The organism is Bacillus sp. SIMBA_005 (assembly GCF_046535585.1).
In the GTDB taxonomy this organism is placed as follows: domain Bacteria; phylum Bacillota; class Bacilli; order Bacillales; family Bacillaceae; genus Bacillus; species Bacillus pumilus.
This window is the reverse complement of the sequence record NZ_JAWRWI010000002.1, coordinates 169,345-187,276: the sequence shown is the minus strand read 5'-3', so window position 1 is coordinate 187,276 and position 17,932 is coordinate 169,345. Positions and strand designations below refer to the sequence as shown.

Annotated in this window: 22 protein-coding genes; 15 read left to right on the top strand and 7 right to left on the bottom strand. The window is 41.8% G+C overall.

What is annotated here, in order from left to right:
* Nucleotides 1-9: 9 nt before the first annotated feature.
* The 4 genes from SB660_RS03610 to SB660_RS03595 form a co-directional block, all read right to left on the bottom strand.
* Nucleotides 10-771 (bottom strand): SDR family NAD(P)-dependent oxidoreductase, encoded by a 762-nt coding sequence (locus SB660_RS03610; protein ID WP_180309904.1) that lies wholly within the window; start codon nucleotides 769-771, stop codon nucleotides 10-12.
* Complete coding sequence (bacB, locus tag SB660_RS03605; RefSeq protein ID WP_180309905.1) at nucleotides 768-1,475, bottom strand: 3-((4R)-4-hydroxycyclohexa-1,5-dien-1-yl)-2-oxopropanoate isomerase; 708 nt, start codon at nucleotides 1,473-1,475, stop codon at nucleotides 768-770. The genes SB660_RS03610 and bacB overlap by 4 nt, the downstream gene beginning before the upstream one ends.
* A 1-nt stretch (nucleotide 1,476) precedes the next feature.
* Entirely contained in the window at nucleotides 1,477-2,079 is a 603-nt protein-coding gene (locus SB660_RS03600) for a bacilysin biosynthesis protein BacA (RefSeq protein WP_180309906.1), read from the bottom strand.
* A gap of 149 nt (nucleotides 2,080-2,228) precedes the next feature.
* Nucleotides 2,229-3,461 carry an MFS transporter gene (locus SB660_RS03595; RefSeq protein WP_410581376.1) on the bottom strand — a complete coding sequence of 411 codons (1,233 nt, stop codon included), beginning with the start codon at nucleotides 3,459-3,461 and terminating at the stop codon, nucleotides 2,229-2,231.
* Between the two features lie 145 nt (nucleotides 3,462-3,606).
* Here SB660_RS03595 and SB660_RS03590 point away from each other — a divergent pair, with 145 nt between their 5' ends.
* Complete coding sequence (locus SB660_RS03590; RefSeq protein WP_058013424.1) at nucleotides 3,607-4,086, top strand: Lrp/AsnC family transcriptional regulator; 480 nt, start codon at nucleotides 3,607-3,609, stop codon at nucleotides 4,084-4,086.
* Between the two features lie 13 nt (nucleotides 4,087-4,099).
* On the opposite strand, the gene SB660_RS03585 is transcribed toward SB660_RS03590, so the two are convergent.
* Both SB660_RS03585 and hemQ read right to left on the bottom strand, forming a co-directional pair.
* Complete coding sequence (locus tag SB660_RS03585; protein WP_410581374.1) at nucleotides 4,100-5,260, bottom strand: MFS transporter; 1,161 nt, start codon at nucleotides 5,258-5,260, stop codon at nucleotides 4,100-4,102.
* Between the two features lie 67 nt (nucleotides 5,261-5,327).
* Nucleotides 5,328-6,098 carry a hydrogen peroxide-dependent heme synthase gene (hemQ, locus tag SB660_RS03580; protein ID WP_058013426.1) on the bottom strand — a complete coding sequence of 257 codons (771 nt, stop codon included), beginning with the start codon at nucleotides 6,096-6,098 and terminating at the stop codon, nucleotides 5,328-5,330.
* Nucleotides 6,099-6,337: 239 nt separating this feature from the next.
* On the opposite strand from hemQ, the gene pta reads away from it, so the two are divergent.
* The 14 genes from pta (at nucleotide 6,338) to SB660_RS03510 (ending at nucleotide 17,015) form a co-directional block, all read left to right on the top strand.
* Entirely contained in the window at nucleotides 6,338-7,309 is a 972-nt protein-coding gene (gene pta / locus SB660_RS03575) for a phosphate acetyltransferase (RefSeq protein WP_061409912.1), read from the top strand.
* Nucleotides 7,310-7,439: 130 nt separating this feature from the next.
* Nucleotides 7,440-8,291: a MurR/RpiR family transcriptional regulator gene (locus SB660_RS03570; protein WP_058013427.1), complete on the top strand. Its 852-nt coding sequence runs from the start codon at nucleotides 7,440-7,442 to the stop codon at nucleotides 8,289-8,291.
* Between the two features lie 143 nt (nucleotides 8,292-8,434).
* Nucleotides 8,435-9,106 carry an RraA family protein gene (locus SB660_RS03565; RefSeq protein ID WP_081106477.1) on the top strand — a complete coding sequence of 224 codons (672 nt, stop codon included), beginning with the start codon at nucleotides 8,435-8,437 and terminating at the stop codon, nucleotides 9,104-9,106.
* Between the two features lie 11 nt (nucleotides 9,107-9,117).
* A complete protein-coding gene (locus SB660_RS03560) occupies nucleotides 9,118-9,993 on the top strand; it encodes a prephenate dehydrogenase/arogenate dehydrogenase family protein (protein WP_410581371.1) in 876 nt (291 codons plus the stop codon).
* Nucleotides 9,994-10,037: 44 nt separating this feature from the next.
* Nucleotides 10,038-11,372, top strand: a complete 1,335-nt coding sequence (locus SB660_RS03555) for a TRAP transporter large permease subunit (protein ID WP_306011379.1) — start codon at nucleotides 10,038-10,040, stop codon at nucleotides 11,370-11,372.
* A gap of 13 nt (nucleotides 11,373-11,385) precedes the next feature.
* Nucleotides 11,386-11,652 carry a hypothetical protein gene (locus SB660_RS03550; RefSeq protein WP_058013431.1) on the top strand — a complete coding sequence of 89 codons (267 nt, stop codon included), beginning with the start codon at nucleotides 11,386-11,388 and terminating at the stop codon, nucleotides 11,650-11,652.
* 175 nt (nucleotides 11,653-11,827) lie between these two features.
* Entirely contained in the window at nucleotides 11,828-12,238 is a 411-nt protein-coding gene (locus SB660_RS03545) for a YwqH-like family protein (RefSeq protein WP_410581368.1), read from the top strand.
* Nucleotides 12,231-12,509 carry a YwqI/YxiC family protein gene (locus SB660_RS03540; protein ID WP_061409906.1) on the top strand — a complete coding sequence of 93 codons (279 nt, stop codon included), beginning with the start codon at nucleotides 12,231-12,233 and terminating at the stop codon, nucleotides 12,507-12,509. The genes SB660_RS03545 and SB660_RS03540 overlap by 8 nt, the downstream gene beginning before the upstream one ends.
* Nucleotides 12,510-12,520: 11 nt before the next feature.
* Nucleotides 12,521-14,230, top strand: coding sequence for a T7SS effector LXG polymorphic toxin (locus SB660_RS03535; protein WP_410581366.1), 1,710 nt, complete (start codon nucleotides 12,521-12,523; stop codon nucleotides 14,228-14,230).
* Nucleotides 14,231-14,251: 21 nt separating this feature from the next.
* Nucleotides 14,252-14,569, top strand: a complete 318-nt coding sequence (locus tag SB660_RS03530; RefSeq protein WP_044140199.1) for a hypothetical protein — start codon at nucleotides 14,252-14,254, stop codon at nucleotides 14,567-14,569.
* Between the two features lie 250 nt (nucleotides 14,570-14,819).
* Nucleotides 14,820-15,206, top strand: a complete 387-nt coding sequence (locus tag SB660_RS03525; protein ID WP_410581363.1) for an SMI1/KNR4 family protein — start codon at nucleotides 14,820-14,822, stop codon at nucleotides 15,204-15,206.
* 167 nt (nucleotides 15,207-15,373) lie between these two features.
* On the top strand, nucleotides 15,374-16,219 hold the full coding sequence (gene lipL / locus SB660_RS03520) for an octanoyl-[GcvH]:protein N-octanoyltransferase (RefSeq protein ID WP_410581361.1): 846 nt from the start codon (nucleotides 15,374-15,376) through the stop codon (nucleotides 16,217-16,219).
* Between the two features lie 35 nt (nucleotides 16,220-16,254).
* The gene (locus tag SB660_RS03515; RefSeq protein ID WP_410581359.1) at nucleotides 16,255-16,740 is read left to right on the top strand and encodes a tetratricopeptide repeat protein; all 486 of its coding nucleotides are present in this window, start codon (nucleotides 16,255-16,257) and stop codon (nucleotides 16,738-16,740) included.
* A 41-nt stretch (nucleotides 16,741-16,781) separates the two neighbouring features.
* The gene (locus SB660_RS03510) at nucleotides 16,782-17,015 is read left to right on the top strand and encodes a DUF5970 family protein (RefSeq protein WP_410581357.1); all 234 of its coding nucleotides are present in this window, start codon (nucleotides 16,782-16,784) and stop codon (nucleotides 17,013-17,015) included.
* 34 nt (nucleotides 17,016-17,049) lie between these two features.
* Here SB660_RS03510 and SB660_RS03505 read toward each other — a convergent pair whose 3' ends face one another.
* Entirely contained in the window at nucleotides 17,050-17,850 is an 801-nt protein-coding gene (locus SB660_RS03505) for an RsfA family transcriptional regulator (RefSeq protein ID WP_339164300.1), read from the bottom strand.
* Nucleotides 17,851-17,932: the final 82 nt, after the last annotated feature.

Genomic DNA, 17,932 nt, shown 5'->3' with positions numbered 1-17,932 from the left:
CACTCCTTTTTATCTAGCGGTGTAACCGCCATCTGCTGTGACAACACTTCCAGTCATATAGCTGGATAGATCAGAGGCGAGAAACAGCATGACGCCCGCAATTTCTTCGGGTTTTCCGAGACGAAGTAATGGATTCACCTTTGCTTTTTCCTTTTTAACAACCTCAAGACTTTCTGAATGATTGTCTAAAAAGGATTTTTCATTTAATGGCGTATCAATAATGCCTGGGGCGATACAGTTTACCCTGATTTGATGGGCGGCATAGTCGACCGCCATCGATTTGGTCAGCTGGATGACACCGCCCTTTGTTGCATTATAGGCAGGAATGTCAGGCCAGCCGACAAGCCCTCCGACAGATCCGGTATTAATAATACTTCCGCTTTTCTTCTCAAGCATATGCGGCAAAGCATGCTTACTCATGAGAAATACACCCGTCAGGTTGACCTGCACAATGTGATTCCAATCCTCCAGTGTCATCTCGTGAACGGGAGAGACAATTTCAATGCCTGCATTGTTAATCAGCACATCGATTGTCCCAAACTGATTCAGCACAGACTGAACGGTTATTTGACAGTCAGACTCATTCGTAATATCTGTTTTGAAATACGCAAGATGCTCGTGCGCCAATGATTCGACGAGTTGTTTTCCGCTTTTTTCATTGATGTCAGCCACTGCGACTTTTGCTCCGTGCTCAAGGAAAAGCTTGACTGCGGCAAGCCCAATCCCCGATGCACCTCCTGTAATCAAGACGACTTTTCCGGTAAGGTTCATTTCTTCACCTTAGACACTTTTGGCTTCAACCGATTATAGCGGGGAGGGAAGAAGAGATTAATAGACTTTGAGGCTTCCGGCTTTGGATTTATCGCCCCGTGGTCTTCCTTAGGTTCACAGAAGTAGGTAGTACCAAATTCCATTTTCTCTGTAAAGCCTTCAATGGTCATATCATAACCTCCGCTGATGCAAATGCCGATTTGTTCATTGCGGTGTTTATGAAAAGGCATTTCTCCGCCATTTCCAGGAATGTTGGCAATCATGAGCTCCATCCAGTCCTCAACAAAAAAGGTCACTTCCATGCCAGGGAGTAAATCCCGTGTTTTGAAAATGTCTAAGAAATAAGTAGGAGGCGCCGTATATTCCTCGCCATCTTTTAATCTCTTAATATCAATAGCAATCACTTCTTCATCTGTCAGGTTAGAAGCGCCGTGAGGGACAAAAGGTGGTGCGATATAGGCTGATTCTAAAGGGGTGAGTAATTGGATTGATGGACCGACTGTCATTTGAAGCTCACCTTTTAATACGATGCCGATTTGTGCTTCGGGATGCTCGTGAGGTTCAATGATCGTGTGAGGAGGGACGTATGAGATTAACACTTCCGTATCACCTCTGACCGTGGAATATTGTGTGACACCATTCTCCCATTCTATTTTTTTGGCTTGTGGAAAATATCGTTCTTGCGTCTTTTGTTCAGTTTGCATATTATATCTCTCCTTTTCCGAATATGGACCAGCTCATAGGGATGCTTTTAAACGTTCGAACGAAGGTGAGGCCATATGTGGCTCTGGCTACCTCATTGGTTAAAGCGAAATCAAATTCGCCGTCTCTTACTTTTTGTGCGGCAGTACTTGTTGAATTGACCAGCTCAAATTCAGCATTTTGGTGAATGAAATATTGAATTAAATTGACAGGTGCAGGATGAGAGACAATTTTTAAATGGTGGAGCATTTGTTCATGAAATGGAAAATCTGGTCTGACAGCCAAACCATACATGGGTGTGTCACATCTGAAAATTTGTAAGAGCTGCAGATCAGGTCTCATGTAGAAGTGTTTGATTCCTTCGTATGCGTGTGGAACGAGAGTGTATTGGAGTGCGTGAGAGAGAGTATGTTCAATGCAAGTTTCGAACGTGTCGTAAAGGGATAGTTTCGTATGAGTGCCGAGTGTATTGGTGGAATGAGAGATGAAATGTTTTGCTGCGTATTCACTGCTTGTCCCCTTAGGGCCTAGTGTATTGACTGTAAACATCTTAGGTGAAACGATGGGCTCTTCTTTGAAATGAAAAACATCATTCTTTAAGATCATGTTTACCATCCAATCTTTTTCAAATTTTTACTAGATTATAAAAAATATATTTGTAAATTGTCAACAAAATTTATAAAAAATGTATTTTATAATGATATTAAAAATTGATCTAAAAAACTGCACATACCTAGATGTGCAGTGAATGGAGCTTACGTTTCAAATGTGTTTTTATGTTTCTGCTGTAAGGTTCGTTCACGTTTATAGCTGGCGAAACTAACAAGAAAACCAACGAGCGTAATGAGCGCACATAGAAGCCCTACCGTATGATAGCCGAAATGGACATAGACAGGTCCCATAAGAGCGGAACCAAGCATAACGGCAAGGTTGGACGCAAGACTGTAAAAAGCCATCACTTTGCCTCGGTGGGTTTGGGAGCAGTCACTTAGAACAGTGCTCAAAAGCGTGACGGATAAACTTTGCATAGCACCCCAAATAAATAGGGCAAAAATCAGCAATGTCCAGGAGAAAGGAGCATAAGGAAGTAAGGCCAGAACGAGCGTAATGCCGCCCAGCACAAAGAAAAGAGAACGAGTTTTGCCAAACCAGTCTGCTAATTTCCCAGTAAATACACTCATGGAAAAGCCGACGCCGTAAGCCATGATTAGTAATCCTGCCGTCGATTGCCCTCCAGAAAACAAACTTTGCAGATACGCTCCTAAAAACGAGTACATGCCATAAAATCCTAGCATATTACAAAAAGTCACGGTCAAATAGGCGGGGACACGATCAATTTTCAAAGCTCCCCATAAAGAGCCAGCTTTCTCCCTAGTTTGAGGTGATCCTGTATTCGCTGTGGCGGTTTGTTTGCGAGATTCAAGAATGACGAGCAGCAGGACAATGAGACTCATGATGGCGAAAATCCAAAAGGTCCATCGCCAGTTTAAACTCTGACCGATGAAGGCGCCAATTGGTACACCGAGGACAAGAGAAAGAGACCAGCTCGACACAATGAGCCCCATCACTTTGCCTCGATATTCATAAGGAACCCGGTCGCCTACAAGCGCATAGGCTGTTGGCACAAATACACCGGTCGCCAGCCCAGAAATAGCACGACCGGCAAAAAACACCGCCAAATTCGGGGCAGCCGCACACATCACGGTCCCAATCAAAAAGAAAGAAAGCCCGATGATCAGACATAGCTCCCTTGAATACCGGTCCCCTAAAGGAACAAGCAGCGGGGCTCCAATAAGCACTGCTAACCCATAAATGCTGATGGAAAGGGCGAGAATATCAAGAGAGTGCTGAAAGGAGTGTGATAAATCAGGCAGCAGTGGTGAAATCACCAGTTCTTCCGATCCCGCCGCAAAGACGCCAAGTGTCAGCGCGATGGCAAGTGTGATGGGAAATGTTTTAGAAGCCTGGCTGTCTAAAGATTCTTTCATCAGGTGATCCCTCCATACTTGCTTTTTCATTCAATTCCGTTAAAATAAATTCTACCATTATTTAGTTTTATTTTACATTTCGCATCATAAGTATTATCATAAAATACTTTTCAAATGGAACGATTTTTGGATAGGAGAGGTACGAATGAAAATCACCGATGTTGATGTGCATATTTTAAATGAATTGAAAAAAGATGCTCGCTTATCTATGAGGGAGTTGTCCAAACGAGTCAATTTATCCGCACCTGCGGTAGCAGAAAGAGTGCGTAAATTAGAGGATGCAGGGGTTATCGAAGGGTATTCGGTTCAGGTCAACTATAAAAAATTAGGGCTTATGATTGACTGCTTACTGGAAGTCACAGTGCTAAACGGGGAGTATCAGCGTTTTGTGGCTTTTATGAATCAGCACCCACGCGCTTTTTTTGCGTATCGAGTGGCAGGACAGTCATGCTTTTTCATTAAGCTGTCAGTCGCTTCCCTTGAAGAAATTGAAGCCTTTATTCAGGCAGTGTCTGGGTTTACAAAAACCGTATCTCATATCGTCTTATCCGAGCACTCCTTTTCCCACCCAATTCAGGAACGTGTGAAACAAATAGAAGAGCCAGAAATGACCGTGATGAAATAAAAAAGGACCTGACTCAGGTCCTTTTTGTTCGTCTGTCTGACTGATAGCTCGTGATCGTAATGATGAGTCCAATGAAAGTTACAGCTGCAGCAAATAACGGTACAAGCTGTAAATGTGTAAGCTGGATGGCAAGGCCGCCCAGCGCAGCACCGCCGGCATTCCCGATATTAAAGGCAGAATGGCTGAGCGTTGATGCGAGTGTCGGTGCTTCATGTGCCATGTTCATCGTGCGGTATTGCAAGGTAGGAACAAGAATAAATGAAATGATTCCCCACACAAAAATAGTCAGCACAGCTGGCACTTTGAATTCGGAAGTGATAGTAAACAATAACAGGACAGCCATCAGCAGGATCAAGGACACGATAATACTCGGCATCAGCTTCCAGTCGGCAAGCTTTCCGCCAACTAAATTCCCGATGGTGACCCCAAGTCCGAAGAGAACAAGGATGAGCGTCACCCCATTCTCTTGAAAACCAGTCACTTGCAGCAGGATCGGGCTGATATACGTAAAGGCGGTAAACACACCTGCAAAACCAAATATCGTCATTGCAAAGGAGACGAGTACTTGTGGTTTTTTCAAAACAGACACTTCATTTCGAATATCCAGTACTTCTTCCTTCGATTGATTGGGTACTAAGCTGATGATACCGATTAAGGAAATGAGCCCAATGACAGCAATGACGAGAAACGACATACGCCAGCCGAATTGATTTCCAATGAAGGTACCGAACGGCACACCCAGTACGTTGGCGACCGTCAGTCCTGTAAACATGAAGCTGATCGCACTTGCACTTTTCTCCTTAGGCACAAGCCGTGCCGCCATGATCGCTCCGACGCCAAAGAAGGTCCCGTGAGCAAATGATGTCAAAATACGTGCAACCATTAATAGGCCATAAGAGGTTGATACAGCAGCAACAGTGTTTCCCGCCACGAACAGGATCATTAATAAAATGAGAAGACGTTTCCTCGACATTTTTCCAGTCGATAACGTTAAAATAGGTCCGCCAACTGCCACACCAAGTGCATATCCAGTAATCAGCTGCCCTGAAGCAGAGATAGATACATGGAGGTCGTTAGCAACGTTTGGCAAAAGTCCCATAATGACAAATTCAGTCATACCAATCGAAAACGCACCGAGCGTTAAAGCAAAAATAGCGATGGGGAAGTTTTTCATGATGTGATCACCTTTCTAAAAAAATACATAAAAAGGCTTCGGAGAGATCCGAAGCCTTAAGAGTTTATCATACATGAAAATAAGACGCTAGCTGCTCGTTTGCTAAGCGGTTTCCGACAAAGAAGGAACCAAATTCGCCGTAGCGTGCACTGACTTCATCAAAGCGCATTTCATAAACCAATTTTTTGAATTGAAGCACATCGTCAGAGAAAAGAGTGACGCCCCACTCATAATCATCAAAACCGACGGAGCCTGTAATGATCTGCTTTACTTTTCCGGCATAACTGCGGCCAATTAAGCCGTGGCTTCTCATAAGAGATTTACGCTCATCCATAGAGAGCATATACCAGTTGTCGTTGCCGGAACGTCTTTTATCCATTGGATAGAAGCATACGTATTGAGAAGCAGGGAGCTCTGGGTATAGACGTGCACGTACATGCGGGTTCTCGTAAGGATCTCCGCCATCTCCGCCTCCTGCTAAGTAGTTGCTGAGTTCAACAACTGAAACGTACGAATAAGCTGGGATCGTAAACTCTGCTAGTCGTGTCTTGTTGAATTCAAGTTCAATTTCACCCAGTTCTTCCATGGTTGGACGCAAAATCATGAGCATAATATCAGCTTTTTGGCCGACAATACTATAGATTGTTTGGCTTCCAGCCTTATCGTGCTCAGCTGTTTTCCATTTTTCTAATAGACCTGTGAATTCATGAAGAATCGCTTGGCGCTCATCACTTGTCAGCAGCTTCCAAGCTGTCCAGTCAAAGGTTCTAAAATCATGCAGTGCATACCAGCCGTCTAGTGTTTGAGCTGCTTCATTGGTTGTATGTTGTTCGCTCATTTCTTTCACTCCTATTAACAGTTTTCCATCTGTTCCAACTATAACATAGTTTGTCCAAATGAAGATGTGATCAAAACTTGAACGACGAAGTCAGATTTATGGAAATTGATTTAATTAGTTTGAAAAATAAGAATTTAATTTGTAAGCGCTATAATGTAAGTTGGTAGTTTGAATTTATGTAGAAGAAGAGTATGCTTAAAAGAGAACGCTTTTTTTGTAAAATCAAGGAGGGTATATAAGTGGCAGATATTTTTTCAACAGTTCAGGAAAAGGTTGCAGGTAAAGGAGTAAAGATCGTTTTTCCTGAGGGAATGGACGAACGCATTCTAACAGCCGTTCAAAAACTAGCAGATGGCAAAGTCTTGCAGCCAATTGTTGTAGGTAAAACACAAGAAGTTGAAGCAAAAGCAAAAGAATTAGGTCTTACACTTGATGGTGTTGACGTGTATGATCCTCATACATATGAAGGTTTTGAAGAGCTTGTACAAGCTTTCGTAGAAAGACGTAAAGGCAAAGCAACTGAAGAGCAAGCAAGAAAAGCATTACTAGATGAAAACTATTTCGGTACGATGCTTGTGTACAAAGGTCTTGCAGACGGACTTGTGAGCGGTGCAGCACATTCAACTGCTGACACAGTACGCCCAGCACTTCAAATCATTAAAACAAAAGAAGGCGTAAAGAAAACATCTGGCGTCTTCATCATGGCTCGCGGCGAAGAGCAATATGTGTTTGCTGATTGTGCAATCAACATTGCACCAGACAGCCAAGATCTAGCTGAAATTGCAATTGAAAGTGCTAACACAGCCAAAATGTTCGACATCGAACCACGTGTGGCAATGCTTAGCTTCTCTACAAAAGGCTCAGCAAAATCAGACGAAACAGAAAAAGTATCTGAAGCAGTTCGTATTGCAAAAGAAAAGGCACCTGAGCTTGTACTTGATGGAGAATTCCAATTCGATGCAGCTTTCGTTCCTTCAGTAGCAGCGAAAAAAGCACCAGATTCCGTCATTAAAGGCGATGCTAGCGTATTTGTTTTCCCTAGCCTAGAAGCAGGAAACATCGGCTACAAAATTGCACAGCGCTTAGGTAACTTTGAAGCTGTAGGTCCAATATTGCAAGGCTTAAATCAACCAGTAAACGACCTTTCAAGAGGCTGTAATGCCGAAGACGTTTACAACCTTGCGCTTATCACAGCAGCTCAAGCACGATAAACTAGCATCTCGGCTAAAGCAGTCAGCGCGATATTCGTGCTGGCTGTTTTTTTATTTTGGACAAATGTGTACAATATAGAGAGAACAAATCTGATCGTAGATAAAGCCGATAGGATGGGCGGGTGCTATAATGGAGGATTTAATACATAAGCTTCAGCATAAGGTCGCTTTTTTAACCGATGCACAGAGGAGAATTGCAGATTATATCGTACAACATCCAATGGAGGTCGCTTTTTTAACTGTTGATAAATTAGCGTCAAAAGTCGGGACGAGTACAGCAACTATCATGCGATTCTCTGCTGCTGTGGGATATTCCGGTTTTTCGGAGTTTCAAAAAGAGCTCCAATCAGCTATGAAGCATAAAGCCGACCCTCAAACGAGACTTGAGGCGAATCTCAAGCATTCAAATAAGAGTAAGCTCCTGCATAACCATGTAGAACTGCAATTTCAAAATATCCAGTACGCATTGGACAATATCACGGAAGAAACATTTCAGCAAATTGTTGGGAAAATAGCTAGCGCACGCCACGTTTTGTGTACAAGTGTCCGAAGTGGAAGACCTGTTGGCGAATACATGTCGTTAGGAATCAATCGGCTATTGGGGAATTGCCAGTATATTGATGCAGATCAAAGTGACTGGGTGGATGATTTGGTTCATTTCAACTCGGGTGATTTCATTATAGCTGTCAGCTATCCGCGCTATGCAAAACGTATGAAGGATTTGATGGAAGCAGCGAAGTCTTATGGGGTAGAAGTCCTTTTAATTACAGACAGTTACAGCTCTCCACTAACCAAATATGCACAATATGTATTACCATGTTCCTCAGCAAGTGTAGGCTCTCATAACTCTGTCGTATCGGCTATCTTTATCGTCGATTTCATCTTAAGTGCATTAGCGATGGATGATCCTGAAAGAACCAAACCACGTTTAGATCAAATCAATCATATGTTAACGAAAATGAGTTATCACACAACACATTAGTCGTGTGGAACTCATTTTTTTATTTTTTTGAAAGCGCTTTACTATTTAAAAATGAGGTGGTATGATCATATCACGAAAGTAATATATATTACTCTGAATGAATTAAATGTAATAAATATAACTCAAAGGGGATGATGGAAACAATGAGTACTGTTCATTTCGTGTCAAATGATCTCATAGCTAGGGCAAAAAAGCTTAACTCGACCTTGCTGTCAGACGTGATGGGATGCACCGGCGCGATGGATCATCAAATCAAACCAGTTGCGAGAGGCATGAATGTAGTCGGCACAGCTTTTACCGTGAGCTTACGGCCAGGAGATAATCTGTTTCTTCACCAAGCGATTTATTCTGCGCAAGTAGGCGATGTACTCATCGTTGATGGGAAAGATCATAGGGGTCACGCATATTTAGGAGAATTGATGGCAGGTGCAGCAAAGGCTGTTGGAATAGAAGGAATCGTGATCGACGGTCTTGTCCGCGATAAAGTCGCTTTAGAGGAATTAGCTTTTCCAATCTATAGTAAGGGATTCACGCCGAATGGACCTTTTAAGGATGGCCCTGGTGAATTGAATGAAATCATCTCGTGTGGAGGGGTCAAAGTATCACCAGGTGACTTGGTCGTTGCAGATGATGATGGAGTAGTGATTGTCCCGAAGGAGAAAGCAGAAGAGATGCTGTCGCTGGCTGAGGAGAAACAAGCATATGAAAATCAAAGATTAAAAACCATTCAACATTATATGAGTGAAGAAAAGCAGGATATTAGTCTCCTAGCACCTGCATGGCTAGAGGGCAAAATGAAAAAATTCCAGGGATAGGGGAATCTGTGATGAAGATAGGCTTTATCGGTTATGGAGAAGCGGCATATGAGCTGTCAACGGGGTTGAAAACAGAAGGATTAGATCATTTTTATGCGTATGATGTACTATTACAAAATGAGAAACTGGCTGGAACAATGAAAGAAAAAGCAGCTCGTACAGGCGTCGAATTAATAAGTAATGTGAGTGAGGTCATTGAGAAATCTGACATTGTCATTGCGGCTGTGCCAGCGAATAAAACCTTAGAAGTGGCTCAATCTGTATTAGGAAGTTTGAAAAAAAATCAAGTATATGTGGATGTGTCGGCATCAACTCCAGACATCAAAAAACAAGTGGCAGATGAAATTAAAAAGCAAGAAGCTCTATTTGTAGATGCCGCCATGCTAGGATCTCTCCCTGTTAACAAACATAAGGTTCCAATCACGGCAAGCGGAAGTGGAACAGATCGATTCATTGAATTAACGAAAGAATACGGTATGAATATTACAAAAATCAGTGATCAGCCAGGAGATGCTTCAGCCTTAAAGCTAATAAGAAGCATTTATATGAAAGGAATCGTCGGTTTACTTATTGAATTTTTGGAAATTTCCAAAAAATATAATGTAGAAGATCAAGTGATTTCTTCACTAAGCGAAACGATGGACAGCAAAAGTTTTGTAGAGACAATGAATCGTCTTGTGACAGGAAGTGCATTACATGCAAAAAGACGAGCGGTCGAACTACTTGGCTCTATTGAAATGCTGGATTCAGCTCATATTGATGCGAGCATGTCCCGGGCAGCACAACAGAAGCTAGAGAGATTAGCAGACTTTCAATTCATTGAACGGTTTAATGGGGAAAAACCAGCCAGCTGGGAAGAAGTCATTGATGTGATGCAGCAAGGGTGATTTTTTAAGCGCTTTATTAATTGAAAGGGAGGCGAAGAAACGACATGGGTTTTATTGCATTGATTGTATTCATAGCCGTCATCATTATATGGAATGTCATCGTGAAACGAAATATGGGAGAAGCCATGCTGTTAGGCTTTATTGCAACCACTTTGTTTGGCGGAATGGATGCGCTTAGACTGTTCTGGGATGGTTTAATATTTGCATCCACATATGAGGTGCTTTATGCAGCCGTTGCGTTTGTATTCATGGCTTATTTAATCGAGAAGCTGGAATTAATTCACGCACTCCTGCGCATCTTGAATTCGGTTGTCGGCAAGCTTCCTGGGGGAGCGGCTTATATGAGTACGTTAGGTTCAGCAGTCCTAGGCGCTCTTTCAGGTTCGAATTCTGCAAACACAGCTGCCACTGGCTCTATTACGGCTTCTTGGATGATTAAATCAGGATGGAGCCGAACCCATACGGCCACGATTCTAGCTGGGAATGGCGGACTTGGAGCCGCGCTGCCGCCGAACTCTTCCATGTTTATCATGCTCGGCTTTGCACCAGTTGCAGCGCTTGTCTCTGAAGGCGATTTATATATTGCTCTTTTAATAGGTGGACTGTATCAAGTCGTATACCGATTTATTCTTGTGTATATTCTGGTGAGAAAAAATAAAATTCAAGCGATGCCGCCAGATGATATTGTTCCCTTTAGAGAAGCTGTGAAACAAGGGTGGAAATCGATTTTTATTTTTTTCGGTGCCTTGATCCCTATCATGATTACAATTGGTCCGCTGGCAAACTACTTAAAAAGTAATCCAAACATTGGACCAGAGGCAATGGATCAAATTTCTTTAATTACGTGGATTCCGATTCTCATGATGCTGATTAGCTTAACAATTGGAAGAAAAAAAGCGTCTGCTTTAGATTGGTCTCAGTTTTTCAAGTCGGCCATTCCTAAGTTTACAACGATCGGTGCCTTGATGTTGTTTGCTGTTGCTGCTAGTCAGGTGCTTGCTGAATTAGGACTCGCAGAAGATTTGACACACATCACATCAGTACTTGCCATTCCGAAGTGGCTCATGGTGCTCATTGTTGGTGTTCTTGTCACGCTGGTGGCCGGACCATTATCTTCAACTGCTACATTAACAGCTGTTGGGCTTGTCTCATTTTCAGCTTTAATCTCAGTCGGAGTAGATCCAGTTGTCGCTGTTGTCGCCATTCTTGCATTTTCATCAACAGAAGGCGCTTCCCCGCCTGCATCAGGGTCAATTTTCATCGCTTCTGGTCTTGCAGGAGCCCGGCCGGAGAAAACATTTATACCGCTCATTCTTTACTATATGCTGCCGATTGTAGGAATTGGCTGGCTCATTGGAATGGGTATACTTCCAGTATAGAAAGGAGAAACACATGAGAGCATTGATGGAATTTTTATTTAAAGTGCTGCTTGTCCTTTTCTTAACGTCAGGTACCATGCTGGTATTCGGTCAAATTCTAGGGATTCTCTTGCAAAATGGAGATTTGATCATAGCAAGTACGAACCTATTCAAAAATCCCACACTTGTGTTAAGCGCTTTTTTTAGTCTTATCGGTTTCTCTCTTCATTATATTCCTGATAAGAAAGACACGTCATTTAGCGATCAACCATCAGCATCAGCTGGTGATTCGGTCAAATAAGCGTCAAAAGCTGGATTCAGTTGGGGAATTCAGCTTTTTTTGTGCATGTGAAATGGGTATAAAAACCCAATACCTACGATTCATTTTTCGGTGAATTTGTTTTCAATCATATGCCTCTTGTGCTAGGAAATGGTAACATAACGGAGGACTATTTGAGGAATAGAGGTGTTTGACGATGTCTGGAGCTATCATCGGTTATACAACAGCCTTGTACTCGTTAAAGGCAGACATATCCATAAAAAAAGAACAAATCATAGAACTCAAGATGTGTCGAAAAGAAATAAAAGAAGCAAAATCGGCTCTGGCAGATGCTAACAAGAAAATGACTTATCCAGATCTGACATCACATACATGGTTTGGCCATCTTGCAGATACGTTTGATGACATTCGAGACGAGATGGCATCCGCCAGTAAAGAGATTAAAGGTGTACAGCTGACCGATCTAGTGAATCGAATTGATGAGAAAATCAGGGACTTAAAATCAGAAATTCATTCGTTAGAACATGAAATCCAATCTGTTGAAAGAAAAATAGAGAAAGAAAAGCAGAAACAACTGGAAGAAAAAAGAGGGAAGTCACATGAGTAGAGAAATCAAAATAGATGCCAGTGAAATCAAACAAGTGTTACAACATACTAAACAATCAGGCGCTCAAATGAATGCAAAACTTCCAACATCCATCAAAGGGAGAAACCAGCTCCTAGCAGCAGACACATTAGAAAAAATCAATCAACAATTGAACGAATTAAGTACATCCTACATAGGCATTCTTCAGAAACAGCTTGTACAAACAGAACAAGCGGTGAACACCATGATCGAAACGGACAAGGCGCTTGCCTCCAGCAGTAAAAGAAAATAAAGGAGAACGCAATGAAAACCCTTGACGCCTTTGCGCTAATAAACGGAATTGACCAAACGCTAAATACATTAAAGCAGCAATCACAACAAATCAGCTCCATAGAAAAACAAATCCATCACATCATCTCACTTGATGGCGCACTAAAGGGAGAGGCGGGACAAGCCATCCGCTCCTTTTATACAGAATGTCATATTCCCTTCCTGCAATTCTTTCAGGTCGTCATTGAGGAATACAGCAATGCGCTGAAAAACACAAAGCAGGCGCTTCATGCACTAGAATCAAACGGGCATGGCTTTATATCACAAGCATTTATTGAACACGAAGTTGATCAAGGTTTAAAAAAAGCTGAACGAATGATTTCTGAAATCGTATCAGAGGTGAACCAAGCCATTGGCAGAGTTGGTCATATTGTTCAACTACCAAATGTAGACGAATCAGTGTTTCAGCAAAACTATCAAAAGGCATGGCTTGAGACCTCAAGAACCATTGGTCTGCTTCATGCATTTGACAGAGAGCAGACAAGCACTTTACAACAAACAAAAAGCTCCCTTCAAACAATGAAGCAATTCATCAACACGTTAAGCACCATGTTCACCGGCCCAAAAATCGACATCACCACCTATCAAAAAGGGTCTATTGTCCAAAATGGAAAAGAAGAAAAAATAAGCAGTACCATCGGTGGATTGAATGACAAAATAGACAACCCGAAAGACAACCCGATGATGATCATGCTGAAGAGACTGAGAGAGAAAGAACGGACGAATGTGGAGACGGTTGTTCGGGATGAATCTCATAAAAACATCAGCCAACAAGTCACAGCAAACGATCCAGCACTTACGACATTGCAAAGGGAAGCATTGAACGGGAAAAACAAGATTCATAGAGACATCAGGGTTATAAATGGTAAACTATACAACGTCAAAGGTATTAAAAAGTTAAAAGAATTCGATATCGCAGATGAAGTCGTCACCGACTCATCCGATATTGATTTTATTGGCGGCCGATACACCGTTTACGCCAATAAACAAATCATCCGAACGTATATTGCAAACGGTGAAGTAAGAATAGAAGAAGTAGACAAAATTCCAGAAAGCCGTAGCCGAGGCAACGCGAAGCGCATATTAGACGGTGAAGTTGTCTCAACAACCGAAAACATCATCCTAGAATACAGCGGAATCTACGACGGTTATCGAGCCGTCACCGGCAAAGACCCTGAAACCAGCCAAAACATCAGCAACACAGAACAAACTCTGTCCGCAGCTTCAATTATCCCATTTATGAAAATCATTAAGGGTGGGAAATATGTTTTTAAAATTGATCAAGGGGAGAAAGTGGTTAAAAGGGTTGAGAAGCCGAATAAGGTTACAGGTCAAGTTGGTTGGAGTTTGTCAAAGGGCGGAGGAATAATAAATCAAAGAAAATATTCTCAGCATGCTCTAGAAAGAATGGCACCAAATATTCCTGAAGTAAGGGCAACCTTAACAAAAAGAGCTTTAAAAAAAGCTGATGAATTAGGTTATCAGCCGCAAACAAAGGACTTCAATGATTTTATAAAAAAATATGTAGATCCAAGAGATATTCCGCCTTCTGTTATTGAGGACGCTATAAAGAATACCAATAAGATACCTGGCCATAGAAAAGGAACTTTTGTTCACGATACACTGGATGTAAGAGTTGTTATAAATGAATTTGGTGATGTTATTACAGTTATCCCTAAATAATGAGTAAAAGGGTGAATGAAAATGTTTATAAAATATGATGAATATGATTTGTTAGAGCTTTTTCAAAGTGAGCCAGTTAGTATTACGGGCAATTTAGATGATGGAGAATACATTTATTCTTATGAAGACGATCTGAATTTCAAATTAATTTTATCCCTTGATGTATATAAACAAACAATTAGTATAAGTATTACTTTTAATGATTTTGTAGTTTTTTCAGGTGAGTTCTCTCACGTAACCAGCATAAAAAGAAATGACAGGACTCTGATTGTGTATGTGAATGAGGAAGAAACTCTAAAAGTTAAATTTTACAATCAAGTGGGTGTCGAGCTAATTTAATTGATATTTAAATGTTTTTTAGATTTATCTACATCGCAGATTGTATAAAAACATGAACGAACTTGTTTACTCATTAAAGTCTTAAGACTAATCATGAGGTGCGGTTCTTTAATTGGAACATTTATTTTAATAGATGGTTAGAAAGTATTGAAAATTGATTTCATCATTTTCTATTAAAGGTGCTGCTGTGGATGTATAAAAGGATCATGACAAAATTAGCTGATTAAAAGCTTTTAGGAGGCTTTCCAAAATGATCAACTTCTCTCAAAATCCCAACAATCCTGAACCAGCAAGCGACAAACACATCAAAGAGGCAGAATCCCAACTAAACATGTTGTTACCTCATACTCTTAAGACCTTACTTAGACAGACAAATGGATGTTCCGTTGGAGGCGATGTCTTACTATACGGCACTGAGGACATTACGGAACGCAATGCAACGTGGGAGGTTCAACGGTATGCAGGAGGCTATATAGCGATTGGCGACGATGGTGGAGGGCAAGTATTTCTCATGCGTCAGACCGAAGAAGAGAAACGCGTGTGGGTTGTAGATGCTGGTGTAATGGACCCTCAGCATGCAGAATTGGTCACTGAAGACTTGCTGGAGTGGGTGAGTGGGGGATGTATCATTGAATGATCACAGCATTGAAATGCATGAATCATTGAAAAGCAAAACTGAATCATCCAACTGAACGCTCTGTGACGTTAAATGTCATGGAGCTTTTTTGATGCTCTCTCCGATTCTCCCTCCATTCATCCCATGTTATAATAAACACAGTTTATGAACGAGAGGATATGCAGGACATGAAAAATGAACCTATTGAGTTACTGACACAGCCGAAATGGCGAATTATAGATCAATCGAGCCTCGGCCTTTATGTGGACCCGAAGCAATCCTTTGCGATGGATGATACGCTTTGTGCGTCGGTCGGGAAGGGACTCTCACCAGCGACAGCGCGTTCTTGGGTGCATCACAATACAATTGTGCTTGGGATTCAGGATACAAGACTTCCATTTCTCCAAGATGGTGTAAAGCTCCTCGAAGAAGAGGGCTATCGCGTCATTGTACGCAACTCAGGCGGTCTTGCTGTTGTGCTGGATGAAGGCGTACTGAATGTGTCTTTAATCTTTGCGGAACAAAAGAAGGGCATTGATATTGACCGCGGGTATGATGCGATGGTGGAATTGGTCCGCCGGATGCTGTCTAAGTATGAGGTGGACATTGAAGCTTATGAGATTGTCGGCTCTTATTGTCCGGGCAGTTATGATCTCAGCATCAATGGAAAGAAATTTGCAGGCATTTCTCAGCGTAGATTACGCGGTGGAGTCGCTGTGCAAATTTATTTGTGTGCAGATGGAAGCGGGCGGGAACGAGCTGATTTGATTCGCCGTTTTTATGAGGCGGCCTTAAAGGATAAACGACATGAGGTGAAAGCGGTATTCCCTGATATACAGCTTGATACGATGGCGTCCCTATCAGAATTAACTGGAGAACCAATTGACTGTGCGCTTCTCATGCGTCTTTTACTAGAAGAACTCCAAAAGCTGAGCGAACAACTGACAGCTTCAGGACTGACCACCGAGGAACAGCTGGATTTTGAGAAAAACATGACGCGGATGATTGAGCGGAATGAGAAAGTGTTCTCGTAAACACATCGTTCCATCTTAAAAATAAGGGTGATGTATTGGAAACGAAACTTCTGAAAGCTATTGAACTTCGAGAAAGTGGACATCTTCAAGAATCCAATGACATGCTCTTCCGTCTTGTAGAAGAGTATCCAGATCATGCCTCCATTCACTATCAATGTGCTTGGAGTTATGATGTGTTAGGGAAGGAAAAACAAGCTGTCTTTTTTTATGAGAGGGCCCTTGAACTAGGTTTGTCTTCAGAAGAAAGAGAAGATGCTTTACTAGGGTTAGGAAGTACATACAGAACCTTAGGGGAATATGAAAAGTCAAAACAGGTATTCCTCCATGCGATGGAAGCTTATCCGCATAATAAAGCCATTCAAACGTTTTATGCCATGACGTTGTATAATTTAAACGAACATAGCAAAGCGATGGAGATATTACTGAACTGTTTAACTGAGACGACAAATGATCCTGGTATTTTGAGTTATCGAAAGGCCATTGATTTTTATTCAAATCAGTTAGATAGATTGTGGAAATGATTTGGTTTGTTTGGTCAGCCAAATAGAAAAGGAGGATTCCGGTGAAATCCAAAAACGGCGGTTACCTCTATTTACTATGGCTTCCTATTATCATAGGAGCCGGCTATGGCATTTCGCTTTTGGTGCCGTTTCTTCAGCCTGTACTGACACTTGGCATCGCAGGTCTTTATATTTTTATATTTGGTGATTTTCAGGTGAGACAAGTCAGGTATATTTTTATGTTTGTCTTTTTGATGAATGTCCTTTTTAGTGTGATGCTATTTTTAGGCATTTAAAAAAGTGCTTCCCGCAGATGGGGAGCACTTTTTGTTATTCTGCCATTTTTTCGAGGTTGCCGTTTCGGTCCATTTTAAAGGTTGGAGCGGCAGTGTCATCCTCTTCAAACAAAACTAGTTTTCTTGCACGGTTCATGATTTTGACGAGTGTTTCATAATCTTCTTGAATCGTGAGCTGATCCTTCTCAAGCTTTTTCACTTCTGCTTCTAGCTGCGTGACTTTATGTGAAAGTTCGTTATTTTCTTGTTTTAACCGGCTGTTTTCCATGCGTAATGCAGAGGATTGCTGTCCATCGCCTTCATAGCGGCGCAAGAAATGAATGACATCTTCAATGGTTAACTCCTGTTGCTGCCTAAAAGGATTGGCTTCTGGCTTTTTCTCTACGACATGTGAAGCCTGTGACAATAAATGTGATAAACTAGCTAACTCTTCATTGTAGCTTTGGTCTACAAACTGGAGCTGCTCGGCTGTTTCAGATGCTGGTGCAAACGTTTCTTCCTGCGCTGATTCCAGCTCCTGTGAGAATTCCTCTTGCGTGACTGTTTCTTCTACTTGCGGCTGATAGAGTAATCGTTTCTTTGCAGGCTGGCCATTGCCAAGAGCACGCATCCGTTGTTTTCTTTGTTTTTTGGCAAGGGCTAGCGCTTTTTCATATTGATGCCTTACAACAGCATTCCATCTAAAACCGCATGCCGCTGAGGTGCGATTTAGCTTGTCTCCTACTTCTTCAAACGCATTTAGCTGTGTGCTGCCCTCTCTCACGTGACGTAAGACGGTTTCTGCCAAAAGAAGATCATCTTCCTCTGACCAAGCATCTTGTCTTTGTTTTGACATGTTTAAACCCCCATATGATTTGATGGTATTAGATTAGCCAAATTCAAGAAGGTTTATACAAGTTTGCTAAAAGGATAGTGGA